The sequence below is a fragment of the Pseudomonas sp. GB2N2 genome (assembly GCF_054897705.1).
Window position 1 is genome coordinate 2,145,316 of the sequence record NZ_CM142701.1, and the last position, 24,033, is coordinate 2,169,348.

Below are 24,033 nucleotides of genomic sequence, written 5' to 3' on the forward strand. Positions count from 1 at the left end.
ACACCAATAAAATAAAATAAAAATCAGGGGCAGATGACGTCAAAATAACGACGTTAAAGGCCGTTCGAGGATGGCCGCGCTATGCCTATGAATTGCTTCAAAAGTGGATATTTTGCCCCGCTTCATGCGCGTTCAATTACGCTGAAAATCACCCCGAAAACCTGTGGGCAATACGACGAATAGCACTCTATGATTGGGCGCTATGACGACCTCGCTGCCGATCCGCCAACCCTGCCCGCCCGGTGCCTGCATCTGTGAGCGTGAACCACTGCTGGAAACGCCGGGCGCGGACCTGCGCATCCTGTTTCTGACCCGTGCTGAAGAAAAACGCTTGATCGAACGCCTGGAAAACCTCCAAAGCCTGAGCGACCTGGAACGCCTGCAGCAGCGGATGTACGAGCAACTGGGCATTCGAATAGAGATCGCCCCAGGCTTCAACGAAGTCCGCACCATGCGCGGCATCGCCATCACCGTCGGCGAACTGCCGGGCCTGTGCCGCAAAACCCGCCAGGCCATCCCGACCGCCATTCGCCGCGGACTGGAGAAACGCCCGGAAATCGCCTACGAGCTGCTGAACGCCAACGACCTGTTGCGCGATGCTTGACGGTTAACCACCCCGCCTCATTTCCTCGGATCAATGGTCATACATGCGCCGCTGCGCGCTGCTATGCCTTCTCCAGGGGAAAACGTTTTTCCCCCCAAACGCGACGCGGACGTGGCCCGGGTGCCAGCCAGACGCGCGAAGAGCAATAGGCGCCGACCCTTCGCAGGAGGTGGCAGATGCTATTTATAGTCAGTTGGTCGATCAGCCCGCAAAACCGTAACAGCGTGATCAAGCGTTTCCTCGAAACCCAGGGGGCGCCACCCGCTGGCGTCAAGATGTTGGGCCGCTGGCACGCCGTCGGCAGCTCGACGGGGTTTGGTATTGCCGAAACCGATGACGTCCTACAGATTCAGAAGTGGGTGCTGGAATGGAATGACCTCATGGACATGCACGTTCATGCGGCAATGACCGATGCCCAAGCGGGGCCTTTGCTGGCGGCGGCTGTCGGCAAACAATAGACGTCGGGCGGCGAGTGATGCTCGTCGCCCGACTGTCGAGTTTTACCGGGGTTGAGCGAATAGACGCATCCTTGACCGTGTCAGGCTTCATGGCCGGAATAATCGAGCTATCGATGATCTGGTTGATCAACGCTACGCGGCGCGGTGTATCCGGCAACGGATCGGGCAACTCTACGAACATCGGACCGCGACCGATGCAAGCAGGTTAGCCATTACGCACAATGGGCATGGTCTTGCCCACGTCCTTGCCGTCGTACGTTGCACCCGTTGCAACAACACCGTGCAATATCAGCGCCCCGCATCAAGGGTCAACTCGTATACCGCGCCTTTTTCGGGCGCGAGGTTAAGCGTGTTGCCACAGACCGAGTAACTGTCCAGCGTCTGGATCTGCAGGTAGGCGTCCTGATCGGGCTTGAGTTTGATTTCCAGATAGCCTTTGGCACTGGCGGGCGGTGCAACACTCATGCCCACCCTGCGAGAGGTATCGGGAATCGTCCTTGATGCGCCAGCCGCTCTGCCTCGCCTCAGGCCTATCATGCCGTTCGATCGGCGCTCAAGGACAACGAAGTGCCGTTCGCCTAGCGCAACCCGTTCAACGTTGATGGCGGCTGTCACTTTTTCGCCCACGCCTGGACTTACTACCTCGACGGTCTGTTCGTGAGCAGCGCCTACACCGACGCCGCCAACTCGGGCGACGAGGACAGGACGGCCGAGGCGGCTATTTCTTCATTCCCACCCGCCGGCGCATTTCGGCGGTGATTGACTGTTTGGTTTTCTTCAGATCAGCCCAAGGTTCGTCACCCACTTCACTGAGGCGTTCATGCACGTTGAGAACGTTCCACTGATTGCCGCCCTTGAGCTCGCCGACTTCCTCGCGAAAGATCGGCACTGAAACCGGCAGCCCCTCACGGGTGCGAGCGGCGTAAGCGCAAATCGTCGTGGCGCCGAGGCCGTTGCGCAGGTAATCGATGAAAATCCGCCCGACCCGGTTCTTCGGCCCCGACACCGCGGAAAACCGCTCCGGCAACAACTTGGCCATGTGGCTGACGATGGCGTGGCTGAAATCCTTGACCTCGTCCCAACCGAGTTTGCGGGTCAGCGGCACCACGAGGTGGATGCCCTTGCCGCCGCTGGTTTTCAGGAAAGCCTTGAGCCCCAGCTCATCCAGCACCGACAGCGTCAGTTGAGTGGCCTCGACCATGCTTTTCCACGGCAACGCCGGGTCCGGGTCAAGGTCGAGGACGAAGCGGTCGGGTTTGTCGAGGTTGTCCGAGATGGCGTTCCAGGTGTGCAACTCCACGGTGCTCATCTGCACCGCGCCGATCAACGCCTCGGCGCTGTTGATCAGCATGATGGGCTGGCCGGTGAGTGCCTTGTCGAGGACGGTGATCCCCGGAATGGCCAGTCGATCGGCGTTCTTCTGGAAAAACAGTTCGCCGGCAATGCCATCCGGCGCGCGGACCAGCGCCACGGGACGATCCTTGAGTTCGGGCAGGATCCATTCGGCGACACTGGCGTAATACTCCGCCAGTTGCACTTTGGTGGTGCCGCTGCTGGCGTCAATGACCCGGTCCGGATGAGTAATCCGCACCTTGCCCTCGCCCAGGCCTAGCTGTGACGGCGCCGCCGCTTTTGCCGAGGCTTTCTTTTTGGCAGCAGGTTTTTCCGCAGGGCTTTTCTTCACCACGTCGGGACGCTCCTCGGTGATGTCTTCGGCCGGTTTGTCGTCGCGCAGGCCATGAAACACCGCATGGCGCACCGAGCCGTCCTTGGTCATTTCGGCGAAGGCAATTTCCGCCAGCAATGTGGGTTTGAGCCAATGCACACCCTTGGCGTCAAAACCGGTCGGCGGGTTGATCACGGATGGCTTCTTCGCCAGCAACGGTTTGAGCTGTTCATAGATACGCTTCAGCGTCTTCTCGTTGAACCCGGTGCCGACCTTTCCGGCGTACTTCAACTTGCCGCTGGCGCTGTCATGCAGGCCCAGCAACAACGCGCCAAACGCATTACGCGAACCTTTCGGATCCGTGTAGCCAACCACCACAAATTCTTGCCGGTGTTTGCATTTGAGCTTGATCCAGTCGCTGCTGCGTCGTGACACGTAGGGCGAACCCAGGCGTTTGCCGATCAGCCCTTCCATCTGCATCTGGCAGGCGCTATTGAGCAGGGCATCAGGCTCTTCTGCGAATGCGTCGGAGAAGCGCAACAGTGGATCTTCACTCGGTTTGAGCACCGTTGCCAGCGCCACCCGACGTTCTTCGACCGCCACTTCGCGCAGGTCCACGCCGTTGAGGTAGGGCATGTCGAACAGGTAATAAACAATGTTGCCGCTGCTCCCGGCTTCGAAAGCGTTTTGCAGCGCCTGAAAGTCCGGCACGCCATGCTCGTTGGCGACCACCATTTCACCGTCGAGCCACGCGGACTCCAGTTGCAGCGAAGCCAGTGCCTGCGCCTGTTTCGGCAGTTTGTGCGTCCAGTCATGACCGTTGCGGGTGAACAACTTGACCTCGCCATGGTCGATGCGCGCCATGATCCGGTAACCGTCGAACTTGATCTCGTAGCTCCATTCGCCGTCCGGGGCCTTTTCCACCAGCGTTGCCAGTTCGGGCTTGATCAGGTCCGGGAGCTTCGCTTTATGCGCACCGGTCAGTTGCGCCGACTGTTGCTTGACCGCCACCTTGCGCGCCGGTTTCTTGATTGGCTTGGGTTTGTCCGCTGTTTTCGGTCTCTTCGCGACGATGGTACGGTCGCTGAGCACACTGTCCGGTTCAGCGGCAACCACGTCGTAATCGCTTTCGGGTTTGGCGGCGCCGTCCTGATGCTTGATCAAAAACCATTGTTCCTGCTTGCCCGGCATGTGCGTGCGCACCAGGTTCCACAGACCGCCCAGCTTCTCACCCTGCAGTTCGAATTTGAGCTTGCCCTTGGCGTAGGCCTTGGCCGGATCTTCCTGGGGAATCCACACGCCACGGTCCCAGACGATCACGTCACCGGCGCCGTAGTGACCTTCGGGAATGCTGCCCTCGAACGTGGCGTAATCAATCGGATGGTCCTCGACATGCACCGCCAGGCGCTTGACCTTGGGGTCCAGCGACGGGCCTTTGGGCACCGCCCAGCTTTTCAGCGCGCCATCGAGTTCCAGGCGAAAGTCATAATGCAGGTGCGAGGCGTCATGTTTCTGGATGCAAAACTGCAAGGCGTGGTCTTTCGCGGCTTTAGTGCCCGAACGTTTGGCGGCCGGCTCAGACGTCGCCGAAAAGTCGCGCATGCGGTTGTAGTCATCCAGATTCTTGCTCATGGCTCATTCACCTCTGGCAGATACAACGCGGCCCCCAAGACTCGTGTCGATACGCGTCACGATCAGCGCAACCACCGCAATTCGCTCCACGCGCTGATAGCCCGGCGTCAACAGTTCTTCGCTGAACACATCCGGATCGATCTCATGATAGGTCCAGCCGAATCGCGCCGTATCCAGATAAGGCTCCAGCGCATCGAGGAAAGGATCGCAGCCGTCGATCATCGCCACGCCGGTGTACAGCACCAGCGAACCGCCGGGGGTGAGCCGATTCAAGGCTTGCTCGACGATGCGCACCGACAACTGCGCGCCGAACGCCCCGCCGCCATGGCGATAGGCACGCTCGGCCGGGTCGGCCATGTACGGTGGATTGGCGACGATCAGGTCGAAACTGCCGTCGACATCCTGCAGCACATCGCTGGCTTCGATGCTGAGGTTGGTCAATCCGGCGAGCGCGGCGTTGACCGCCGTCAGGCGCAGCGCCGCCGGGTTGATGTCGACCGCCAATACTTCGGCCTCATGTCGTGCGCGAGCGATCACGATGGCGCCGACGCCAGTGCCGCAGCCGATGTCCACCGCGCGCCTGATCGGCGCGAAATTCTGTTGCAGATGGGCGTGGATCAGCCGGGCAAAACGGTAAGTGTCCGGGCCGAAGAAAACCGCGTCGGCCGCGTCGGTGGGGAATCCGGAATGCACGAACAGCAAATCGTCGAGACTGGACCAGCGCACTTGGCTTTTCAGGTGTCCGTTGCTTTCCTCAAGAACGCCCGCTTGTTGCAATTGCCGTTGTTCATCCTCGGATAACAGGCCCGGCTCGAACGGCCGCGACCAGCCGAACACCTCGCGCAAGGTCCGGGCACTTTGCCCGAACGTACGGTCGTTGACCCGCTGATGGGTCAGCGGGGTCGGCGTGATAAAGCGGTAGCCGTCAGCCTGCAAACGACGCCCCAATTGCAGCAAGGCCAGATCGCCCGAGCCCAGTTGTTCTTCCTGATTCATGCGTGGCTCCCTATCGAAGGCTGGATTTAAGCTCGATGAACCGCCGTGTCGCCATCAGGCCAGCAGGATGGGCGTGTCGATGGGCGGACAGCCATGGAATCAGCACTTGCATTTGTTCGGCTGCGCTCAGCCCTTCCAGTGCGGCTTGCAGGGTCTGGATATCCGGGTCGTTTGCTGGCAACTCGGTTTCAACCGCGCCTACGGTGTTGCGGCGGAACGCTGGCATTGCGCGTTCAGGTGTCCAGTCTCCGGCGATCCAGTCGTGCAGCAGTTGTTTTTCATACGGACTGAATACCCCGAACATCGCTGCGCCATCGCCTTCTATCAATTGCCAGAAGCGACTTTCCTGGGGGGCCTGATGACGCTTGATCCAGCCTTTGTTTTCCAGGGCAATGAGGAAATGCGGCAGTTGCTCGGGCGACGACAGCCATTCATTTACCGTCTTGCCTTCAAATCGGCAGTAATCGGAATGCATGTGCTGACCGAACGGACGCTTGCGCTCCAGCATGCTCAGCACTTCAGCGTCGAGGTCGAAGGATTCAATGATTGCGCGAGTGCCCTGCCCCAGATCATTCAGCCGATAACCCAGCGCGACACGGCGCAAGAAGTCCTCGCGGTCGCCTTCGATCGGCAACAGCTGAAGCACCGACTGCACGGCTTTCTGCGCATGCCCGGTGCTGGCGTTGTCGATGGTGACGTGGAGGGTGAAGTAATACGGATCGATGCCCAGCTCGCTCAATTCATAGGCACTGATCAGCAAGTGCAGCGGCAATTGTTCGTAGCCGAGGTTGTAGCCGATCACCTCTGGCAAAAACTCGTCAGCGCATTCGCCCAACGCCAGCTGAATGGCGCCTTGCAGGTAATGCTCGTCGGCGATCACATTATTATCCAGGCCCAGGTCGGCCAGGAGTTTGCGGTAGATCACCACGTGGTTTTGCGCCGGGTTGCCGTCGCCCAATTCCTCCAGGTACGTGCAAATCAGCCCCTCAAATCGGGGGTCGCGCCAATGTTGCAACAGTCCGAACAACCAGGCGCCGTCGACGAGTTTGGTCGGACTGACGGTCTGGAGGAAGAACAGTGCGTGCGCCTTGTTGCTGAAAAACTGCCGGGGCCCGCCGGCCTTGCGCGCGCTCAGGTAGTCAGCGTACTGACGCGCCACTTCGGTGCTGTGCTGCTCAACGAAAGATTGCAGGGCCGACAGGTCCTCGGGCATTTCCTGAGGCAGGTCTGTCGCCCGTTGTAGCTGCGTTTCGAGGAAGGACTGGCCGAGCGCAAGGCGATACTCGGTATCGTCGCCCAGCAGCAACTGTTCATAACATTGTCTCAGGCTGCCGGCAGTCGGAATGGCGTGCTCATGGGCAGGACGGGATTCGAGTCGGGTCAGGGCAGTCATGGGCGCATCTCTCGGTCTGTGGCCAATGGCAGGACGCTGCATCAGCGCGTCTCTACATCAGCAGAGCGATTTGCCCGGTGAAAAATTCAATCGAGGTTGAAATTGCCCTGACAGACGGGCTTGTCACGAGCCCGTTTTCGAAACCACATCCTCTGAAGCAGCTGGCGTAGCCTGCTGCTACAGGATTGCGGTTGCTAGGCCACGCCGCTTTTGGCCTGCTGTTCCAGATGGACCTGCAACTGCGGGTCTATCTTCAATGCCGCCGCCAGTTCATCCAGGTAGCTGCGTTCGGCGTCCTGCTGATCGTCCACCAGCATCACACTGGCCAGGTACATTTCCGCCGCGATCGCCGGGTCTGTTGCCGACTGCGCGACATCGGCGGCATCCAGCGGACGGGCGACTTCGTCATCCAGCCATTGCTGCAATTGCGGGTCGTCGGTGTGGCGGCCGATTTCGGTGCTGATCATTTGCTTCTCGGTGTCGTCGATCCGGCCATCGGCCTTCGCTGCGGCGATCAATGCACGCAGGACGGCGTGACTGTGATCCTCGACGTCGGGGCCGGATAACAGATCCACGGTGCGCGGGGCCTGTTGTGGTGCGGATGCCTGGTTGCGTTGCCAGGCCTGGTACGCCTGGAACGCCATCATGCCGAGGGACGCCAGCGCGGTGTAGTGGGTGCCGCCACCGGAACGCTGCCGGGTTGAACCCCCTACGGGTGAGCCGCCGCCGAGCAATCCTCCGAGCAAACCGCCCAATCCGCCGCCTCCGCTCGAACCGGCGCCACCGCCGAGCAGGCCGCCGAGTAATCCGCCCAGTCCGCCGCCGAGGCCACCGAGACCGCCTTGAGGTGCGCCGCCACCTGGCTGTGACGTTGAGCCTTGGCCGGCTCTTAGCAGTTGTTCGAGCAGATCGCTGGTGTTCATGACGACGTCCTCAGGGTTGGAGTTATCCAGTCAGGCAACGATAGTCCTCGTACGCTATTGCGCCATTACCGTTTGGCTGAGGGATCTATCCATTATTGGGGAGATGGCGGGTATTGGTTCCGCACCTACATTAATCCAACAATCCAACGTATTTTTTGCCGACCCAGCTAAGATTTACAGACGGTGAACCTTATTCCCGAATTTCCGGTCGATACCTGCAACCCGACCCGGTTTGCCGCCGCCCTCGAACATCGAGGGCGATGACTGGCTTGCTTCACTTTCTGGAGAACGCCCCCGTGATATCCACTCTACACATCGCCAGGCTCAAAGCATGGGGCGCCCATGGTTTTACGGCCACGGGCGTCGTCACCGCCTTCCTTGCGACCCTCGCCCTCCTGGAAAACCAGCCCACCAATTGCCTGCTGTGGCTGGGCGTCGCGCTGATCGTCGACGGGCTGGACGGCGCACTGGCGCGCAAGGTCAACGTACAGTCGGTGCTCCCGAGTTTTGACGGTTCGATCCTTGACCTGGTGATCGATTACCTGACGTATGTGTTTATCCCGGCGCTGTTCATCTACCGGTACATCCCGCTGCCGGACTACACGTTGCTGCTGACCGTGTCGCTGATCCTGGTTTCGTCGCTATTCTGTTTCTGCAACGTCAACATGAAAAGCAAGGACAACTATTTCCAGGGCTTCCCCGCCGCGTGGAACGTGGTTGCGCTGTGCCTGTACATCATCGCGCCCTCGCCGTGGATCACCCTGCTCACCGTCATTGGCCTGGCGCTGTTAACCGTGACCCGGATGAAGTTCCTGCACCCCTTCCGCGTGCGCCGCTTCATGCCGATTAACATTGCCGTGACCGCCATCTGGCTGCTGTGCAGTTTGTCGCTGGTGATCAATCACCCTGTGATCAACCCGATGGTCATGGGGCTGTGGTTGCTGATGTCAGCTTACTTCCTGGGGATCTGCATCTGGCGCACGGCACTGGAGTGGTTTGACGGGTCGCGCCAGCGATAAGTCGCTCCCCATTTGAACGCATAACTTGTAGGAGTGAGCCTGCTCGCGATAGCGCTGTATCAGTTGATGTTTATCTCGACTGAAACTTCGCTATCGCGAGCACGCTCACTCCTACCGTTTTTTTGCATTATGGTCAGCGTCGGGTGATGACTACCTCAAGGTATTCACTCGGCACCACCAGCGACTTCTCACCCGCCCGGTTCGATTGATTGATCAGCTCGGTCAAATCGCTTTCCAGTGCCTTTGCGCCCTCCGGTGGCAACGCCGCAAACGCCTTGTGGACCGGCCCGTACCAGGTGCGGAACGTGTCGATGAAATGCGCGGCCGAACGGTAGCGGAAATTGAATGTCCGCCGTGTCACCTGAAGCAGAAAATCCCGTTCATCGAAGTGCGAGCGCAGCCACGCCTCATTGCCCCAGTTCGACGGCGGTTGCGCTCCCGGCTGAGGCGGCAGGTGGCGGCCCAGGGCTTTAAACATCTGGCCGACAAAGCCTTCTGGCGTCCAGTTCGCCAGGCCGATCCGGCCGCCCGGGCGGCAAACCCGGGCCAGCTCGGCGGCGGCCTTGGGCTGGTCCGGCGCAAACATCACACCGAAGGTCGACAGCACCAGATCGAAGCTGCCAGCTTCGAACGGCAGTGCCTCGGCGTCGGCCACCTGGAAAGTTACTTCCAGACGCTCGGCCCGGGCCCGGTCTTCGCCGCGTTCAAGCAGCGCAGCCACGTAGTCGGTGGACGTGACATGCCCGCCCCGACGTGCGGCGGCCAGCGTGGCATTGCCGTTGCCAGCGGCGACGTCCAGCACGCGCTCATCGCACAGCAGGTCGCAGGCTTCGGCGAGTTGCTCGCCGACAATCTGCAGGGTGGTGCCAATCACGGCATAGTCGCCGCTGGCCCAAGAGGCCATCTGACGGTTTTTCAAGGCAGTGAGATCAATGGGTGTACTCATTAAATCCGCTCCGTTACAGGCTACATCCAAGGCTTAGTCCGCCGTGGTGGGATCGATGATGGTCGTGACCCGGGAAATGCTGTTGGCCGGGAAACCGCTCTGCCTGGCGTGTTCCCTGATCAATTCCTCGCTCGGCGAAATGTAAATGCAGTAGAGCTTGTCACCGGTGACGTAACTCTGCTGCCACTGCACCTGCGGCAAGTCGCGCAACGTCTTGCACGACTTTTGCGCAGCGGCCTTCAAGTCCCTTTCTGACAGTGTTCCAGCGCCCGGTATCTCGCGTTCTATGACGAACTTCGGCATGGCAACCTCTCATTCTTGTTATTGATGACAGGGTCGGCAGACCCTGTACGTCCACTATCGCGCCGCTGGCCGGAAGCGTCCTGCCCGATCGTCGGCCAACCTTGCCCGATCGTCCGGAGGTTTTGCGTTGTGCCGGGACAGGCTCACAATCAACGGCAACTTGCCAACCGGGGAAACCCCTCATGGATGCCCTGTCCCAGACCCTGCGCGTGGTCCGCCTCGTCGGTGCGATTTTCATCAACGCCCGGTTCACCGCGCCCTGGTGCTACCAGTCGCCGAGCGCTGACAGCGCAGCGCCGTATCTGGAGCCCGGCGCCGAGCGGGTGGTGATTTTCCACTTGATCACCGAAGGCGAGTGTTACGTCGAACTGGGCGATGGTCCGCCGCTGCTGCTGACGGCGGGTGACGCCGTGGTGTTTCCCCAGGGCGATGCCCACCGCATGACCTCGGAACCGGGCCTGAAACCGGCGACCGGCGCACGCCTGGTGGCGGTGCTTGCACGCCGACCGCGGCAATTGAGTTATGGCGGTGGTGGCGCGGTCACGCGTCTGGTGTGCGGCTATCTGGCCTGCGATACGCGGCTGGCGGGCATGTTGCTGACCGGTTTGCCGGCCGTGGTCAAGGTCAACGTGCGCGGCTCGAATGCCGGCATCTGGCTGGAATCTTCGGTGCGCTATGCGTTGGCCGAAGCGCGCTCGCCAAGACCTGGCGGCGAAGGCGTTCTGGCAAAACTGGCCGAAGTGCTGTTCATCGAAGTGCTGCGCCTGTACATGCACGAACAGGGCGAAGGCCGGACCGGCTGGCTGGCGGGTGTCAGTGATCGAATCGTCGGCGCCGCGCTCAACGCGCTGCACAAAACACCCTGTCATGCCTGGAGCCTGGAGGAACTGGCGCGCACCGCCGGCACCTCGAGATCAGTGTTGGCGGAACGCTTTCAGCAACTGGTAGGGATTTCGCCGATGCAGTACCTGACGCAATGGCGGATGCTGCTCGCGGCCAATCTGTTACGCAGCAGTAACAGTTCACTGTTGCGCATCGCTGAGGAGGTCGGCTACCAGACCGATACCGCGTTCAGTCGCGCCTTTCGGCGTGAATTCGGCGCGCCGCCCGCGGCGTGGCGGCGCAGTCAGGAAAAAAGGGCCCACGGCGCGGAGCCTGTGAGCCATTGATCCGGATTACGCGCCAGGCGCTTTTGCCTCTTGCAGCAACTGCTGAATCACCCGTTCCTGCGTGTCGTAACTGCCTTCACCAAAGTGGGTGTAGCGCACCTGACCCTTGGCGTCGATCAGGTAGTGAGCGGGCCAGTACTGATTATCGAAGTTGCGCCAGATCGCGTAGTTGTTGTCAACGGCCACCGGGTAGGTGATGCCAAGCTTTTTCACCTGGTCCTTGACGTTGTCGATGATGCGCTCGAAACCGTACTCCGGCGTATGGACGCCGATCACCACCAACCCGTCCTTCTCGTATTTCTTCGCCCAGTCCTTCACGTAGGGCAAGGTGTGCTGGCAGTTGATGCAGTCGAACGTCCAGAAGTCCACCAGCACCACTTTGCCATTGAGGGAATCATTGGTCAGCGCTGGCGAGTTGATCCATTCGACGGCGCCGGACAGCGACGGCATCGGGCCTTGAGCATTGTCGAGCATCGAGTCGGCCTTGACCTTGCTGACCAGGTAATCGACCACTTTCGGCACGGTTTCCAGCACGCCTTTTTCGAGGCTGCTGACGCCTTCGGACGAGGTGCCGGCCAGCAGGGTCTTGTCGGCGCCGGTGGAAATCACCGCGGCCGCCGCCAGCACGGCAAACCCGGCACCGCGACGCAGCCAGCCAGTGACCGGAATTGACGCTTTCAGGCGATTGACCAGGCCGCGACCGGCGAAGATCAACGTGCCCAGGGACAACGCGCTGCCCAAACCGTACGCCACCAGCAACAGACTGGTTTGCGCATTGGCGCCTTGCAGCATGGCACCGGTGAGGATCACCCCGAGGATAGGCCCCGCGCACGGCGCCCAGAGCAGGCCGGTGGCGACGCCAATCATCACCGAGCCCAGCGGCCCGGACATTTTTCGGGTATCAGGGTCGAGGCGATTGCCCAGCAAGACGAAGGGACGTGCCAGCCAGCCACCGATCCGCGCGGAAATCAGCGACAGGGCGAACAGTGCCATCACAATCAGCGCCACGTGGCGCCCGGTGTTGTTGGCTCGCACCACCCACTCGCTGCTGACCACGGCCAGACTGGAGATCAGCGCGAAGGTCAGGACCATGCCGCCGAGAGTCAGCAGAATGGATGAACGTTGGCGGTCAACGCCAGCGAACAGAAACGGCACGACCGGCAGGATGCAGGGGCTGAGGACGGTCAAAATGCCGCCGAGGAACGCGATGAGTAACATGAGAATCACCTTGGAATAATGGAGGCCGGCACACCCCACATCCCTGTGGGGGTATTCGAAAATCCGACGAAGCACTCAGCTATCCGAGTTGCACTCAGCAAATTTGCGGTAGTCCAGTAACTGGGTTTTGCCCTGGGAGTCCAGGTAGGTCAGCCGGGCATCGACAATCCCGCAGGTGTCGTTGGCATCCTGTGTCAACGACACGACTTTCTTGATATCCAGGTGAGTGCCGTAGGTGTAGGTTTTGGCACTGACGTCGGCTTCGGCACGGGCCGACAGGGTGCAGATGTTCAGGGCGGCAAACAGGCAAGCGGCGTAGATGGCTTTAGTGTTCATGGCGATTTCCTCAAGGCTTCAGTAGGTAGATCGTTAGGTAGGTCGTTCGATTGATCCGAGGCGGTTGGGTTGGCCTCGATGGAACCCATTAGAAGCCTGCGAGGTATCTGGTCTGTGTCGAAAACCAGCGCGTGTAAATCGGTACGTATCAGAGAGGCCTGGCGATACACAGCGATACAAAACCCCTGAAATCCGATGTTTTTGCCTCCCCGTGTATCCGCCGACACAGCAGATACACTGCAATACAAAGGGTGGCGGTCGAGCGGGCAAAGGCTCGATAGACTGTGCGTCATTCCCCCTCTACAGAGGCCTGTCCCCATGGAACACGTCGATCACATCCTCATCGTTGACGATGACCGCGAGATTCGAGAGCTGGTAGGCAACTACCTGAAGAAGAACGGCCTGCGCACCACCGTCGTCGCGGACGGCCGGCAGATGCGTTCGTTCCTCGAATCGACGCCGGTCGACCTGATCGTGCTCGACATCATGATGCCGGGCGACGATGGCCTGATGCTGTGCCGCGAGATTCGCTCGGGCAAACACAAGGCCACGCCGGTGTTGATGCTCACCGCGCGCAACGATGAAACCGACCGCATCATCGGGCTGGAAATGGGCGCCGACGATTACCTGGTCAAACCGTTCGCCGCCCGTGAACTGCTGGCGCGCATCAATGCGGTATTGCGCCGCACGCGGATGCTCCCGCCCAACCTGGTGGTCACCGAAAGCGGTCGCCTGCTGGCGTTCGGGCGCTGGCGGCTGGACACGTCGGCCCGTCACTTGCTGGATAGCGACGGCACCATGGTCGCCCTCAGTGGCGCCGAATACCGGTTGCTGCGAGTGTTCCTCGACCATCCGCAACGAGTGCTCAACCGCGACCAGTTGCTGAATCTGACCCAGGGCCGCGACGCCGATCTGTTCGACCGTTCCATCGATTTGCTGGTCAGCCGCTTGCGCCAGCGCTTGCTCGACGACGCGCGGGAACCGGCTTACATCAAGACCGTGCGCAGTGAGGGTTATGTGTTCTCCCTGCCGGTGGAAATCCTCGGTGCGGCGTCATGAAACGCTCGATGCACTGGCCTCGCACCCTCGCCTCGCGGCTGTCGCTGATCTTCCTGATCGGCCTGATTCTGGCGCAGGTGCTGTCCTTCGGCGCGCAGTATTACGAGCGCTATGAAACCGCGAAAACCACCATGCTCGGCAACCTGGAGACCGACGTCTCGACATCCATCGCGATCCTCGACCGCTTGCCCGCCGAAGAGCGTGCGAGCTGGTTGCAACAACTGGATCGGCGCAACTACCGCTACCTGCTGGATGAAGGTTCGCCGGGCACCGCCTTGAACGACACACCGATTGCGGTGACCTCGATCAAGGAAGCCATCGGCAAGGACTACCCGATGACCGTGACCGACATTCCCGGACCGATCAAACATTTCCAGGTTCACCTGAAACTGGCCGATGGCAGCCCAGTAACCATTGATGTGCGCCCCTCGATGGTGCCGCTGTCGCCTTGGTTGCCCATCGTGTTGCTGGGCCAATTGTTGCTGATGATCCTTTGCACCTGGCTGGCCGTGCGCATCGCCATCCGCCCCCTCACCCGCCTCGCGCAAGCAGTGGAAACCCTCGACCCGAACACCCACCCGGTGCATCTGGATGAACAAGGCCCGACCGAAGTGGCCCATGCCGCCATGGCCTTCAACGCCATGCAGGCGCGCATCGCGGCTTACCTGAAGGAACGCATGCAACTGCTGGCGGCGATTTCCCACGACCTGCAAACCCCGATCACGCGGATGAAACTGCGCGCCGAATTCATGGACGATTCCAGCGAAAAAGACAAACTGTGGAACGACCTCGGCGAGATGGAGCATCTGGTGCGCGAGGGCGTTGCCTACGCCCGCAGCGTCCACGGCGCCACCGAAGAGAGCCGCCGCACCGACCTGGATTCGTTCCTCGACAGCCTGGTGTTCGATTATCAGGACATGGGCAAGGACGTGCAGCTCAGTGGCAAAAGTGCAGCGGTCATCGACACCCGGCCCCACGCCTTGCGCCGCGTGCTGGTGAACTTGACGGACAACGCGCTGAAATTCGCCGGCGCGGCGGAATTATCAGTGGACACGAAGTCCGGCGGCAGCTTGTCGGTAAAGGTCATGGACCGCGGCCCCGGGATCGCCGAAGAAGAACTCGTCCATGTCATGGAGCCGTTCTACCGCGTGGAGAATTCCCGTAACCGCAGCACCGGCGGCACCGGCCTGGGCCTGGCGATCGCCCAGCAACTGGCGCTGGCCCTCGGCGGGTCGTTGATCCTGAGCAACCGCGAAGGCGGCGGCCTCTGCGCCGAGCTGAAGTTACCGCCCGGCCCTCTGTAGGAGCGAGCTCGCTCGCGAAGAGCGTCAACGATAACGCGTGCTGCCTGAGTAAACGCGTTATCGTTAAAGTCCATCGCGAGCAAGCTCGCTCCTACAAAGTAATACGGACATTGCCAATGGATGAAAACAGAAGACCCATCGCGACGCGCTCTGCGGGATGGGCCAGATACATCACCGACATGCTGGTAAAAAAGGACATTTCCCCCAACCAGATCTCCGTCGCCAGCCTCTTCTTCGCCCTCGCTGGCATCATCGCGCTCAATATCGACACTGGCATCACCGGCTCGATCCTCTGCGCTATCGGCATTCAACTGCGCTTGCTGTGCAATCTCTTCGACGGCATGGTCGCGATTGAGGGTGGCAAGAAATCCGCCATCGGCAGCCTCTACAACGAATTCCCCGACCGGATTGCCGACACCCTGCTGATCGTCGGGCTCGGCTACGCCATCGGTTATTCGGACCTCGGCTGGTTCGCCGCACTGGCCGCGGCATTGACCGCCTACGTGAGGGTCTTTGGCGGCTCGATCGGTCTGCCGCAGAGCTTCATCGGCCCGATGGCCAAGCAGCACCGGATGGCGGTAATGACCGCAGCGCTTGTACTGAACACCATCGAAGCGAGCGTTTATGCCAGCCACTATGTGCTGTTGATTGCGCTGATCATCATCGCCATCGGCGCCGTCGCTACCTGCGTCACGCGCACGCTGGCCATCACCAAGCAGCTGAAAGGGGCCGTCTATGTGGATCAGTAATGCGCTGATTTCTGTCCTGCGCTTCCTCATCGGCGTCACGGCGAGATGGGAGAGCCCACCGGACCTGTCGCGCCAGCGCATCTATTTCGCCAATCACACCAGCCACATGGACACCCTCGCCATCATCGCCGCCCTGCCCCCGGAAGCCCGGGTGAATGTGAAGCCGGTGGCGGCTGCCGACTACTGGGGGAAGAACCGCTTTCTGTCGTACATCTCGCAGAAAGGCCTGAATGCCGTGCTGATCGACCGCAACCCGGCGCCGGGCGTCAACGTGCTGGAGCCGATCTTCGATGTGGTTCGCGCCGGTCATTCGATCATCATCTTTCCGGAAGGCACGCGTTCCAGCCAGGCCTTGCCCGGCGAATTCAAATCGGGGCTGTTCCGCTTGAGCGAGACCTTTCCCGACGTCGACCTGGTGCCGATCTATCTGGAAAACCTGCACCGCTCCATGCCCAAGGGCAAACACGTGCCGCTGCCGATTATCTGCACGATCCGCATCGGCAACCCACTGCCGCGGATCGCAGGCGAGGAAAAACAGGTGTTTCTGCAACGCGCGCGTGACGCCATTGTGAGGCTGTCGGAATGAATCTTGACGAAAAATTCTTGTGGTTCTTCGGCGCCATTGCCGGCCTGCTTGCGATTGCCTCGATCATCGGTCGGCTGCTGGCCAGGCGCGCGAAAACCGAGGGCTCGATCTCGACCATCGAAAACCTCAACCAGCGAGTGAATGCCTGGTGGGGCATGGTGATCATCTTCTTCGTGTCCTACCTGCTGGGCGGGAACGCGACGGTCCTGCTGTTCGGCTTCATCTCACTGTTCGCGCTCCGGGAGTTCATCACCCTGACGCCCACCCGGCTCGGCGACCATAACGCGCTGTTTTCGGCGTTTTTCATCCTGATTCCGCTGCAGTACGTGTTGATCGGCACCCATTGGTATTCGCTGTTCACGCTGTTGATTCCGGTGTACGCCTTCTTGCTGCTGCCGGCGATTGCGGTGCTGAGCCAGGACACCGACGCCTTTTTGGAGCGGGCGGCAAAAATCCAGTGGGGGGTGATGATTTGCGTCTACTGCATCAGCCACGCGCCCGCGCTGTTACTGCTGGATCTGCAAGGCTTCCACGGGCAGAACGCGCTGTTGCTGTTCTACCTCGTATTCGTGGTGCAACTGAGTGATGTGTTGCAGTACGTGTTCGGCAAACTCTTCGGCAAGCACAAGGTTGCGCCGCTGGTGAGCCCGTCGAAAACCGTGGAAGGCCTGGTCGGCGGTGGTTTGTCGGCGACCTTGATTGGCGGCTGCATGTTCTGGATGACGCCGTTCAGTTTCTGGCAGTCGCTGATGATGTCGTTTGTCATCGTGGTGATGGGCTTCCTCGGCGGTCTGGTCATGTCGGCGATCAAACGCAGCCTGAGCGCCAAGGACTGGGGGACCATGATCAAGGGGCACGGCGGCATGCTCGACCGCATGGACTCGATCTGCTTTGCGGCGCCGATCTTCTTCCACCTGACGCGGTACTTCTTTACCGCTGTGTAACCCGGCACCTGACACACCTCGCCCTGTAGGAGCCCGCTTGCTGGCGATCCAGGCGACGCGGTGTGTCAGGTACGCAGCGATCGTTAGCCAGCAGGCTCCTACAGATGGCTGTGTTATTGCGGGCCAACCACCCCTTCCCCGTGCATCTGCCGCAACAATGCCGCGCCGCTGTCGATGAAGTCCTGCGATCCCGTCGCGCCCGCCTCGACGGCCAATCCTTCCAGCTGCTCACGCCCGTTCAACTGATTAAACTCGCCGATCCGCTGCAACAACCGCCACGCCAACGGGCTCAGTTCTGAAAACTTCACACTCCAGTCTTCCACTCGCCGCACCAGCAGCAATGTCGGTTGCGCGGGTGGGGTTTCAGGTTGAACATCCGGCCCAACCCATTGCACCGGCCACGCATACGCCAACGGCCAGGCCAGCGGTGAAACCTGCAGCGGCCGATCCAGCAACAACCCGGCATCACTGACCGGCAACGACTCAGCCTCGGACTGCTGCAACGCCATCTCAACCCATTCGTAATGCGCCAGCTCCACCATGAACGGCGGCCATGGCCCGTCATTCAGTGCCGCCGGCTGTGCGGCAAGAAACCCGACAAACTCCTCGGCGATTTCACCGAATTTCGGCGTGCGCGCGCGGTAGTCCCGCAGGAAGATGCGCACCAGCGTACGCCAGTGTTCATCGCCGAGAATCTTGATCAGCACTGGAAACGTGCCACGGAGCAACATCGACAGGTTGTTGAAAATCAAGTCGCGGTAAACCTGGGCCCGCGCCACATCCATCCCCTCCGGCGGCGCGCAGTGCTCGGGGTCACGCAGGTAGAGACCGAGGGTGTTCTGCTGCTGGAACAGCGCCGACTTATCCACGGTTCACCCCCTCGGCCTGCAGACGACGGATGGTGCGCAGTTCGGCAACCAACTCAGCGAACGCAGGGAAATTGAAATCGCGCTCGAGCAAGGTCGGTTGCGCACCGAATCGGGCGTAAGCCTCGGCCAGCAACGACCAGACCACCGGTTTTACCGAGGCGCCATGGGTGTCGATTTTCAGAGTGTCAGACTCATCGAAATGCCCGGCCACGTGCATCGCCACCACCCGGCCGGCATCGATGCCCGCGAGAAAGGCCTGCGGATCAAAGCCGTGATTGATCGAGTTGACGTACACATTGTTGACGTCCAGCAGCAGGTCGCAATCGGCTTCCCGTAGCACCGCATTGGTAAAGGTCAGCTCGTCCATGTCCTGCTGCGGCGCCGCGTAATACGAGACATTTTCCACCGCCAGGCGCCGACCCAAAATGTCCTGGGACTGACGAATGCGCGCGGCGACGTGATGCACCGCTTCTTCGGTGAATGGCAGCGGCAACAGGTCGTAAAGGTGACCGTCATCGCTGCAGTAACTCAGGTGTTCGCTGTACAGCGGCACGTTGTATTGATCGAGAAAAGCCCGGATCTCTTGCAAGAAACCGACGTCCAGCGGAGCGGGCCCGCCCAGTGACAGCGACAAGCCATGACAGGACAACGGATAGCGCTCGGCCAGCGCCCGCAACGCCGCGCCATGGGCGCCGCCGATGCCGATCCAGTTTTCCGGCGCGACTTCCAGAAAGTCGAAATCGCCCAGCGGTGCTGCCTGAAGGTCTTTCATCAAACCGCGGCGCAAGCCGAGTCCTACGCTGACCTTTGTCGATGTGAATGGGCTCTGCATGATGGCGATCTCAAGTGTTCAAAACGGACTTACAGTTAACCGACGGGGTGTATCGGGATTGTGGCTGCAGTGGCCGGGTATTGCCGGGAACTGTATCGAGCAAGGAGTTAGATACAGTGCGATACACACCTCACATCCCCTGGAGGAGCGAGCCTGCTCGCGATGAGGTCCTGCCAGTTGACATCAATGTTGAAGGTTAGATCGCTTTCGCGAGCAGGCTCACTCCCACGGGGGTTCGTGGTGCCAGGGCTTTCGTCGCTCGAGCCAGCACTGCGCGGGCCCCGAACTAAACTAAATGCACCCAGGACGCAGCAATCGTCCTGTTCATTCCCACGACCACCGCCCAGAGGTGTCAGCCTCGAAAAACGCCTCTGGACCGTGATCCTGTCACAGGAGCACACGAGATGGACGAGGCCAGACTCAATGATTTCATGGGCAAACTGGTGAACGACATGGGCGGCGCGGCGATGCTTGCCAATGTCATCCTCGGTGAAGAGCTCGGGCTATACCGGGCTATGGCCGACAGCCAGTTGACCAGCCCGGAAGCGCTCGCCGATAAAACCGGCTGCAACGCCCGCCTGCTGCGCGAATGGCTCAGCGCCCACGCCGCGTCCGGTTACATGGAACACCATGACGGCCAGTTCCGTCTGCCGGAAGAGCAAGCGTTGGCGCTGGCCATTGAAGACTCCCCGGTCTACGTGGCCGGCGGTGTCGGGGTGGTCGCGTCGTTTTTTCATGACAAGGACAAGCTGGTCAAGGCCATGCGCGGCAACGGCGCGCTGCCTTGGGGCGATCACCACCCGTGCATGTTCAGTGGCACGGAACGCTTTTTCAGGCCCGGCTACAAAGCGCACCTGGTGGCCGAATGGCTGCCGGCGCTGGAAGGCGTGGTCGCCAAACTGGAGGCCGGCGCCAAGGTCGCGGACATTGGCTGCGGGCATGGGGCCTCAACGGTGATCATGGCCCAGGCGTTTCCGGACTCGCGTTTTGTCGGCTTCGACTACCACGCGCCGTCCGTCACCGTCGCCACCCAGCGCGCCGAAGCCGGTGGTGTGTCCGGTCGGGCGCGGTTCTTCCAGGGCACGGCGAAAAGTTACCCCGGCGATGACTATGACCTGATCTGCTACTTCGACTGCCTGCACGACATGGGCGACCCGGTGGGCGCGGCACGGCATGCGTATGAATCGCTGAAACCGGATGGCACGGTGTTGCTGGTGGAACCGTTTGCCAATGACAAGCTCGACGACAACGTGACCCCGGTTGGGCGGTTGTTTTATGCGGCCTCGACGTTCATTTGCACACCAAACTCGCTGTCGCAGGAAGTCGGCCTCGGGCTCGGTGCCCAGGCTGGGGAAGCGCGATTGCGCAAAGTGTTCACGGAGGCAGGATTCAAGACATTCCGTCGAGCCACCGAAACCCCGTTCAACCTTATTTTAGAAGCTCGCAAGTAAGCATTCCACCTGTAGGAGCCCGAGGTGCGGCAAGCCGGGCTTCTACAAGGGGAATCGCGATCATCATGGTCAACAAGCCGGAATCCAAGGGTTCGGTGCTACCCTGCAGACACCCCAGGTCTACCGGAGTGTTGAACATGCTCGACCGCCGCATCCGCGAACAACTCGACCGGCTCCAGCAGTTTATGGCCGACCAACCGTTTGTGGTGCTGACCGGCGCGGGCATCAGCACCCCGTCGGGCATACCGGACTACCGCGACAATCAGGGCGTACGGCGGGGCCGGCAGCCGATGATGTATCAGGAATTTCTTTCCGCCCCGGAATCCAGGCGCCGCTACTGGGCGCGGGCCATGCTCGGCTGGCCGCGAGTGCGCCTGGCCCAGCCGAACGTGGCGCACGAAGCCCTCGCCGGCCTGCAAAGTAGCCGGCAAATCAGTGCGCTGATCACCCAGAACGTCGACACCCTGCACGATCAGGCCGGCAGCCATGACGTCATTGAACTGCATGGCAGCCTGCATCGGGTGCTCTGCCTGGATTGCGGGCAGCGCAGCGAGCGGGATTCGATCCAGAAGCTGATGGAAGCGCAGAACCCCTACCTCGCCGGCGTCGACGCCGTGCAGGCGCCGGATGGCGACACCTTGCTCGACCCGGCGTTCGAGGCACGGTTCCGGGTGCCGCACTGCCCGCATTGTGCTGGTGAACGAATGAAACCGGACGTGGTGTTTTTCGGTGAGAACGTGGCGCAGGTGACGGCGGCAAAGGCGATGGCGGCAGTCGAGAAAGCCGCGGGCTTGTTGGTGGTGGGTTCGTCGCTGATGGCGTATTCGGCGTTTCGGCTGTGCCGGGCCGTGGCGGATCAAGGCAAGCCGTTGCTGGCGATCAATCTGGGCAAGACCCGGGCAGATGACCTCTTGGACATGAAAATTGAGGGCTCCTGCGAACAGCTGTTGCCGCTGCTGGCCCAACGCATGACACCCTGATCACCACTAACCCTGTAGGAGTGAGCCTGCTCGCGATAGCGGTGAGTCAGTAGACGTTTATCTCGACTGACACTCCGCTATCGCGAGCAGGCTCACTCCCACAGTTGGACCGTGATCAGTGCTTGAAAACTCGCTCACCCAGGTTCTCCTGCTTGAAAATATCGAACAACGCCTGCGCCGCCGCCGACAGCTCAACCCCCGGTTTCGTCAACACCCCGATCGCCCGTTCCACCACCGGATCGCGCAGCGTGAGACAGCGCGCGCCCAGTTCGCGCATCTGCCCGGCGCACAACGCCGGCACCGCGCTGACGCCCAACCCGCTCGCGACCATTTTCCCGACCGTCGCCAACTGATGACTCTCGAACTCCACCGGCAACTTCATCCCCCGCGCCTGCAAGTGCTCCTCCAGCATCACTCGAACCGTGGACGGTCGTTGCAAGGTGATGAACGGCTCCTTGAGCAAGGTCTGCCAGTCGATATCAGTCTGTTCGGCGAACGCAGAATCAAGGGGCACCACCGCCACGAACCGGTCCATGTACAACGGCGTGAAGTGCAGCGAGGAACTCTGCGTCGGCTCGAACGCCACGCCCAGCTCGACCTGCCGGTCCCGCACCATCTCCAGCACCTGCTCGTTGATCACGTCATTAACGGTGACGTTGACTTTCGGGTAGCGCGCGCGGAACGTCTTGAGGATCGGCGGCAGCAGGTTGCCGGCAAACGACGGCATCGCCGCCAGCGTCACCCGCCCGCGTTGCAGGGTGAAACGCTGGCGCAGTTCATCTTCGGCGTTGTCCCAGTCGGCGATCAGGCGCCGGGCCAGCGGCACCAGGGATTCACCCTCGGCGGTTAGCGCGACATTGCGCGTATTGCGGGTGAAGAGGCGTCCGCCGAGGCCTTCTTCCAAGGCCTTGATGGTCAGGCTCAACGCCGATTGGGACAGGTGCAACCGCTCGCAGGCCACGGCAAAGCTCAGGCTCTGGGCCACGGCCAGAAAGGCGCGGATCTGCTTGACGGTCATCTCGCGTCGCTCCAGTTGTAAGCTACAAGCTTCAAGCTGCAGGATTAAAGCAGCGATTTGTTGAGTTTTATGAATCAATCAACCCTAAAAATCAACTTAACAAATCAATTGCCCGGCGAGACACTTCGTCCCATTCGGCTAGCCAGCCGCCCACAAAGAATAAAAGAGGTGCATATGGCAGGTTTCGACAAGCGCGTGAGTTCCTATGAGGAAGCTCTGGCAGGTCTTGAAGACGGCATGACCGTGATCGCTGGGGGCTTCGGCCTGTGCGGGATTCCGGAAAATCTTATCGCCGAAATCAAGCGCAAGGGCACCCGCGACCTCACGGTGGTTTCCAACAACTGCGGCGTCGACGGTTTCGGCCTCGGCGTGCTGCTGACAGACCGGCAGATCAGCAAAGTCGTGGCGTCCTACGTTGGCGAGAACAAACTGTTCGAAGACCAATTGCTGAAAGGCGAAATCGAAGTCGTCCTGACCCCCCAAGGCACCCTCGCGGAAAAAATGCGCGCGGGCGGCGCCGGCATTCCGGCGTTCTTCACCGCAACTGGCGTCGGCACCCCGGTTGCCGAAGGCAAGGAAGTGCGCGAATTCAAGGGCCGCAAGTACCTGATGGAAGAATCCATCACCGGCGACTTCGCCATCGTCAAAGGCTGGAAAGCCGACCACTTCGGTAACGTCATCTACCGCCACACCGCCCAAAACTTCAACCCGCTGGCCGCCACTGCCGGCAAAATCACCGTGGTCGAAGTCGAAGAAATCGTCGAACCCGGCGAGCTGGACCCGGCGCAGATCCACACCCCTGGCATCTATGTCGACCGGGTCATTTGCGGCACGTTCGAGAAGCGCATCGAACAGCGCACCGTGCGTAAGTGATCCCCTGCCCCCGGACCGAATGAAGGAATAACAACAATGGCACTTTCCCGCGAACAAATGGCTCAACGCGTCGCCCGCGAAATGCAGGACGGCTTCTATGTGAACCTCGGCATCGGCATTCCGACCCTGGTCGCCAACTACATTCCCGAAGGCATGGAAGTCATGCTGCAGTCGGAAAACGGCCTGCTGGGCATGGGTCCTTTTCCTACTGAAGAAACCATCGATGCCGACATGATCAACGCCGGCAAACAAACGGTGACTGCACGTATCGGCGCGTCGATTTTCTCCTCGGCCGAGTCCTTCGCGATGATTCGCGGTGGTCATGTCGACCTGACCGTGCTGGGCGCGTTTGAAGTCGACGTGCAAGGCAACATCGCTTCGTGGATGATCCCCGGCAAACTGGTCAAGGGCATGGGCGGCGCCATGGACCTGGTGGCCGGCGCAGACAACATCATCGTCATCATGACCCACGCGTCCAAGGACGGTGAGTCCAAGCTGCTGTCCCAATGCAGCCTGCCGCTGACCGGCGCCGGCTGCATCAAACGCGTGCTGACCGACCTGGCGTACCTTGAAATCGACAACGGCGCCTTCATTCTCAAGGAACGCGCGCCGGGCGTCAGCGTCGAGGAAATTGTCGCCAAGACCGCCGGCAAGCTGATCGTGCCCGATCATGTTCCGCAAATGCAGTTCGCTGCCCAGTGAGGA

The 24,033-nt window shown here is 60.8% G+C and carries 25 protein-coding genes; 13 read left to right on the forward strand and 12 right to left on the reverse strand.

Annotated elements, in window-relative coordinates; genetic code table 11:
* The first annotated feature begins 202 nt into the window (after nt 1–202).
* A complete protein-coding gene (locus tag ACYZT4_RS09710; protein WP_461987285.1) occupies nt 203–604 on the forward strand; it encodes a hypothetical protein in 402 nt (133 codons plus the stop codon).
* A 176-nt stretch (nt 605–780) separates the two neighbouring features.
* The gene (locus tag ACYZT4_RS09715; RefSeq protein ID WP_461987287.1) at nt 781–1,062 is read left to right on the forward strand and encodes a DUF3303 domain-containing protein; all 282 of its coding nucleotides are present in this window, start codon (nt 781–783) and stop codon (nt 1,060–1,062) included.
* A 288-nt stretch (nt 1,063–1,350) separates the two neighbouring features.
* Here ACYZT4_RS09715 and ACYZT4_RS09720 read toward each other — a convergent pair whose 3' ends face one another.
* The 5 genes from ACYZT4_RS09720 to ACYZT4_RS09740 all read right to left on the reverse strand — a co-directional run bounded on the left by ACYZT4_RS09720 (nt 1,351) and on the right by ACYZT4_RS09740 (nt 7,672).
* Nucleotides 1,351–1,527 (reverse strand): hypothetical protein, encoded by a 177-nt coding sequence (locus ACYZT4_RS09720; RefSeq protein ID WP_461987288.1) that lies wholly within the window; start codon nt 1,525–1,527, stop codon nt 1,351–1,353.
* Nucleotides 1,528–1,780: 253 nt separating this feature from the next.
* The gene (gene ligD, locus ACYZT4_RS09725; protein WP_461987289.1) at nt 1,781–4,360 is read right to left on the reverse strand and encodes a DNA ligase D; all 2,580 of its coding nucleotides are present in this window, start codon (nt 4,358–4,360) and stop codon (nt 1,781–1,783) included.
* Nucleotides 4,361–4,363: 3 nt separating this feature from the next.
* Nucleotides 4,364–5,356, reverse strand: a complete 993-nt coding sequence (locus tag ACYZT4_RS09730) for a methyltransferase (RefSeq protein ID WP_461987291.1) — start codon at nt 5,354–5,356, stop codon at nt 4,364–4,366.
* Between the two features lie 10 nt (nt 5,357–5,366).
* Nucleotides 5,367–6,749: an iron-containing redox enzyme family protein gene (locus ACYZT4_RS09735; protein ID WP_461987293.1), complete on the reverse strand. Its 1,383-nt coding sequence runs from the start codon at nt 6,747–6,749 to the stop codon at nt 5,367–5,369.
* 194 nt (nt 6,750–6,943) lie between these two features.
* The gene (locus ACYZT4_RS09740) at nt 6,944–7,672 is read right to left on the reverse strand and encodes a tellurite resistance TerB family protein (RefSeq protein WP_461987295.1); all 729 of its coding nucleotides are present in this window, start codon (nt 7,670–7,672) and stop codon (nt 6,944–6,946) included.
* A gap of 296 nt (nt 7,673–7,968) precedes the next feature.
* Here ACYZT4_RS09740 and pcsA point away from each other — a divergent pair, with 296 nt between their 5' ends.
* Nucleotides 7,969–8,691 carry a phosphatidylcholine synthase gene (gene pcsA / locus ACYZT4_RS09745; protein WP_461987296.1) on the forward strand — a complete coding sequence of 241 codons (723 nt, stop codon included), beginning with the start codon at nt 7,969–7,971 and terminating at the stop codon, nt 8,689–8,691.
* 133 nt (nt 8,692–8,824) lie between these two features.
* Here the strand turns inward: pcsA and ACYZT4_RS09750 are convergent, their stop codons facing one another.
* On the reverse strand, nt 8,825–9,637 hold the full coding sequence (locus tag ACYZT4_RS09750; protein WP_461987298.1) for a class I SAM-dependent methyltransferase: 813 nt from the start codon (nt 9,635–9,637) through the stop codon (nt 8,825–8,827).
* A 33-nt stretch (nt 9,638–9,670) separates the two neighbouring features.
* Nucleotides 9,671–9,940, reverse strand: a complete 270-nt coding sequence (locus ACYZT4_RS09755; RefSeq protein WP_461987300.1) for a DUF4242 domain-containing protein — start codon at nt 9,938–9,940, stop codon at nt 9,671–9,673.
* 182 nt (nt 9,941–10,122) lie between these two features.
* Between ACYZT4_RS09755 and ACYZT4_RS09760 the strand changes: the two genes are divergently transcribed.
* On the forward strand, nt 10,123–11,109 hold the full coding sequence (locus ACYZT4_RS09760; RefSeq protein WP_461987301.1) for an AraC family transcriptional regulator: 987 nt from the start codon (nt 10,123–10,125) through the stop codon (nt 11,107–11,109).
* A gap of 6 nt (nt 11,110–11,115) precedes the next feature.
* On the opposite strand, the gene ACYZT4_RS09765 is transcribed toward ACYZT4_RS09760, so the two are convergent.
* Both ACYZT4_RS09765 and ACYZT4_RS09770 read right to left on the reverse strand, forming a co-directional pair.
* The gene (locus ACYZT4_RS09765) at nt 11,116–12,327 is read right to left on the reverse strand and encodes a cytochrome c biogenesis protein DipZ (protein ID WP_461987302.1); all 1,212 of its coding nucleotides are present in this window, start codon (nt 12,325–12,327) and stop codon (nt 11,116–11,118) included.
* Nucleotides 12,328–12,402: 75 nt separating this feature from the next.
* Nucleotides 12,403–12,663 (reverse strand): DUF2790 domain-containing protein, encoded by a 261-nt coding sequence (locus ACYZT4_RS09770; RefSeq protein ID WP_461987304.1) that lies wholly within the window; start codon nt 12,661–12,663, stop codon nt 12,403–12,405.
* A gap of 318 nt (nt 12,664–12,981) precedes the next feature.
* Between ACYZT4_RS09770 and ACYZT4_RS09775 the strand changes: the two genes are divergently transcribed.
* From ACYZT4_RS09775 to ACYZT4_RS09795, 5 genes are all read left to right on the forward strand, one after another.
* The gene (locus tag ACYZT4_RS09775) at nt 12,982–13,722 is read left to right on the forward strand and encodes a response regulator (protein ID WP_461987306.1); all 741 of its coding nucleotides are present in this window, start codon (nt 12,982–12,984) and stop codon (nt 13,720–13,722) included.
* The gene (locus tag ACYZT4_RS09780; RefSeq protein WP_461987308.1) at nt 13,719–15,026 is read left to right on the forward strand and encodes an ATP-binding protein; all 1,308 of its coding nucleotides are present in this window, start codon (nt 13,719–13,721) and stop codon (nt 15,024–15,026) included. Before ACYZT4_RS09775 ends, ACYZT4_RS09780 begins: the two co-directional genes overlap by 4 nt.
* A 116-nt stretch (nt 15,027–15,142) precedes the next feature.
* Entirely contained in the window at nt 15,143–15,775 is a 633-nt protein-coding gene (locus ACYZT4_RS09785; protein WP_461987310.1) for a CDP-alcohol phosphatidyltransferase family protein, read from the forward strand.
* Nucleotides 15,762–16,361 (forward strand): lysophospholipid acyltransferase family protein, encoded by a 600-nt coding sequence (locus ACYZT4_RS09790; protein ID WP_461987312.1) that lies wholly within the window; start codon nt 15,762–15,764, stop codon nt 16,359–16,361. Before ACYZT4_RS09785 ends, ACYZT4_RS09790 begins: the two co-directional genes overlap by 14 nt.
* Nucleotides 16,358–17,305 (forward strand): phosphatidate cytidylyltransferase, encoded by a 948-nt coding sequence (locus ACYZT4_RS09795; RefSeq protein ID WP_461987313.1) that lies wholly within the window; start codon nt 16,358–16,360, stop codon nt 17,303–17,305. Before ACYZT4_RS09790 ends, ACYZT4_RS09795 begins: the two co-directional genes overlap by 4 nt.
* Before the next feature lie 113 nt (nt 17,306–17,418).
* On the opposite strand, the gene ACYZT4_RS09800 is transcribed toward ACYZT4_RS09795, so the two are convergent.
* Complete coding sequence (locus ACYZT4_RS09800; RefSeq protein WP_461987315.1) at nt 17,419–18,174, reverse strand: HvfC family RiPP maturation protein; 756 nt, start codon at nt 18,172–18,174, stop codon at nt 17,419–17,421.
* Nucleotides 18,167–19,006, reverse strand: a complete 840-nt coding sequence (locus tag ACYZT4_RS09805) for an HvfB family MNIO-type RiPP peptide maturase (protein WP_461987317.1) — start codon at nt 19,004–19,006, stop codon at nt 18,167–18,169. Before ACYZT4_RS09805 ends, ACYZT4_RS09800 begins: the two co-directional genes overlap by 8 nt.
* Before the next feature lie 404 nt (nt 19,007–19,410).
* Here ACYZT4_RS09805 and ACYZT4_RS09810 point away from each other — a divergent pair, with 404 nt between their 5' ends.
* Entirely contained in the window at nt 19,411–20,457 is a 1,047-nt protein-coding gene (locus ACYZT4_RS09810; RefSeq protein WP_461987319.1) for a class I SAM-dependent methyltransferase, read from the forward strand.
* 137 nt (nt 20,458–20,594) lie between these two features.
* On the forward strand, nt 20,595–21,437 hold the full coding sequence (locus ACYZT4_RS09815) for an NAD-dependent protein deacetylase (RefSeq protein ID WP_461987321.1): 843 nt from the start codon (nt 20,595–20,597) through the stop codon (nt 21,435–21,437).
* A gap of 115 nt (nt 21,438–21,552) precedes the next feature.
* Here ACYZT4_RS09815 and ACYZT4_RS09820 read toward each other — a convergent pair whose 3' ends face one another.
* On the reverse strand, nt 21,553–22,455 hold the full coding sequence (locus ACYZT4_RS09820) for a LysR substrate-binding domain-containing protein (RefSeq protein ID WP_461987323.1): 903 nt from the start codon (nt 22,453–22,455) through the stop codon (nt 21,553–21,555).
* A gap of 174 nt (nt 22,456–22,629) precedes the next feature.
* On the opposite strand from ACYZT4_RS09820, the gene ACYZT4_RS09825 reads away from it, so the two are divergent.
* Together ACYZT4_RS09825 and ACYZT4_RS09830 are read left to right on the forward strand one after the other, a co-directional pair.
* Nucleotides 22,630–23,328 (forward strand): CoA transferase subunit A, encoded by a 699-nt coding sequence (locus tag ACYZT4_RS09825; protein ID WP_461987324.1) that lies wholly within the window; start codon nt 22,630–22,632, stop codon nt 23,326–23,328.
* 36 nt (nt 23,329–23,364) lie between these two features.
* Nucleotides 23,365–24,030 (forward strand): CoA transferase subunit B, encoded by a 666-nt coding sequence (locus ACYZT4_RS09830; protein WP_461987326.1) that lies wholly within the window; start codon nt 23,365–23,367, stop codon nt 24,028–24,030.
* Nucleotides 24,031–24,033 lie beyond the last annotated feature (3 nt).

Coding starts and splice junctions, on each gene's coding strand:
- ACYZT4_RS09830 (WP_461987326.1), top strand. CDS start 23,365: ATGGCACTTTCCCGCGAACAAATGGCTCAACGCGTCGCCCGCGAAATG.
- ACYZT4_RS09715 (WP_461987287.1), top strand. CDS start 781: ATGCTATTTATAGTCAGTTGGTCGATCAGCCCGCAAAACCGTAACAGC.
- ACYZT4_RS09730 (WP_461987291.1), bottom strand. CDS start 5,356: ATGAATCAGGAAGAACAACTGGGCTCGGGCGATCTGGCCTTGCTGCAA.
- ACYZT4_RS09720 (WP_461987288.1), bottom strand. CDS start 1,527: ATGAGTGTTGCACCGCCCGCCAGTGCCAAAGGCTATCTGGAAATCAAA.
- ACYZT4_RS09815 (WP_461987321.1), top strand. CDS start 20,595: ATGCTCGACCGCCGCATCCGCGAACAACTCGACCGGCTCCAGCAGTTT.
- ACYZT4_RS09775 (WP_461987306.1), top strand. CDS start 12,982: ATGGAACACGTCGATCACATCCTCATCGTTGACGATGACCGCGAGATT.
- ACYZT4_RS09760 (WP_461987301.1), top strand. CDS start 10,123: ATGGATGCCCTGTCCCAGACCCTGCGCGTGGTCCGCCTCGTCGGTGCG.
- ACYZT4_RS09780 (WP_461987308.1), top strand. CDS start 13,719: ATGAAACGCTCGATGCACTGGCCTCGCACCCTCGCCTCGCGGCTGTCG.
- ACYZT4_RS09810 (WP_461987319.1), top strand. CDS start 19,411: ATGGACGAGGCCAGACTCAATGATTTCATGGGCAAACTGGTGAACGAC.
- ACYZT4_RS09765 (WP_461987302.1), bottom strand. CDS start 12,327: ATGTTACTCATCGCGTTCCTCGGCGGCATTTTGACCGTCCTCAGCCCC.
- ACYZT4_RS09735 (WP_461987293.1), bottom strand. CDS start 6,749: ATGACTGCCCTGACCCGACTCGAATCCCGTCCTGCCCATGAGCACGCC.
- ACYZT4_RS09825 (WP_461987324.1), top strand. CDS start 22,630: ATGGCAGGTTTCGACAAGCGCGTGAGTTCCTATGAGGAAGCTCTGGCA.
- ACYZT4_RS09785 (WP_461987310.1), top strand. CDS start 15,143: ATGGATGAAAACAGAAGACCCATCGCGACGCGCTCTGCGGGATGGGCC.
- ACYZT4_RS09770 (WP_461987304.1), bottom strand. CDS start 12,663: ATGAACACTAAAGCCATCTACGCCGCTTGCCTGTTTGCCGCCCTGAAC.
- ACYZT4_RS09740 (WP_461987295.1), bottom strand. CDS start 7,672: ATGAACACCAGCGATCTGCTCGAACAACTGCTAAGAGCCGGCCAAGGC.
- ACYZT4_RS09805 (WP_461987317.1), bottom strand. CDS start 19,006: ATGCAGAGCCCATTCACATCGACAAAGGTCAGCGTAGGACTCGGCTTG.
- ACYZT4_RS09755 (WP_461987300.1), bottom strand. CDS start 9,940: ATGCCGAAGTTCGTCATAGAACGCGAGATACCGGGCGCTGGAACACTG.
- ligD (WP_461987289.1), bottom strand. CDS start 4,360: ATGAGCAAGAATCTGGATGACTACAACCGCATGCGCGACTTTTCGGCG.
- ACYZT4_RS09750 (WP_461987298.1), bottom strand. CDS start 9,637: ATGAGTACACCCATTGATCTCACTGCCTTGAAAAACCGTCAGATGGCC.
- ACYZT4_RS09710 (WP_461987285.1), top strand. CDS start 203: ATGACGACCTCGCTGCCGATCCGCCAACCCTGCCCGCCCGGTGCCTGC.
- ACYZT4_RS09795 (WP_461987313.1), top strand. CDS start 16,358: ATGAATCTTGACGAAAAATTCTTGTGGTTCTTCGGCGCCATTGCCGGC.
- ACYZT4_RS09820 (WP_461987323.1), bottom strand. CDS start 22,455: ATGACCGTCAAGCAGATCCGCGCCTTTCTGGCCGTGGCCCAGAGCCTG.
- ACYZT4_RS09790 (WP_461987312.1), top strand. CDS start 15,762: ATGTGGATCAGTAATGCGCTGATTTCTGTCCTGCGCTTCCTCATCGGC.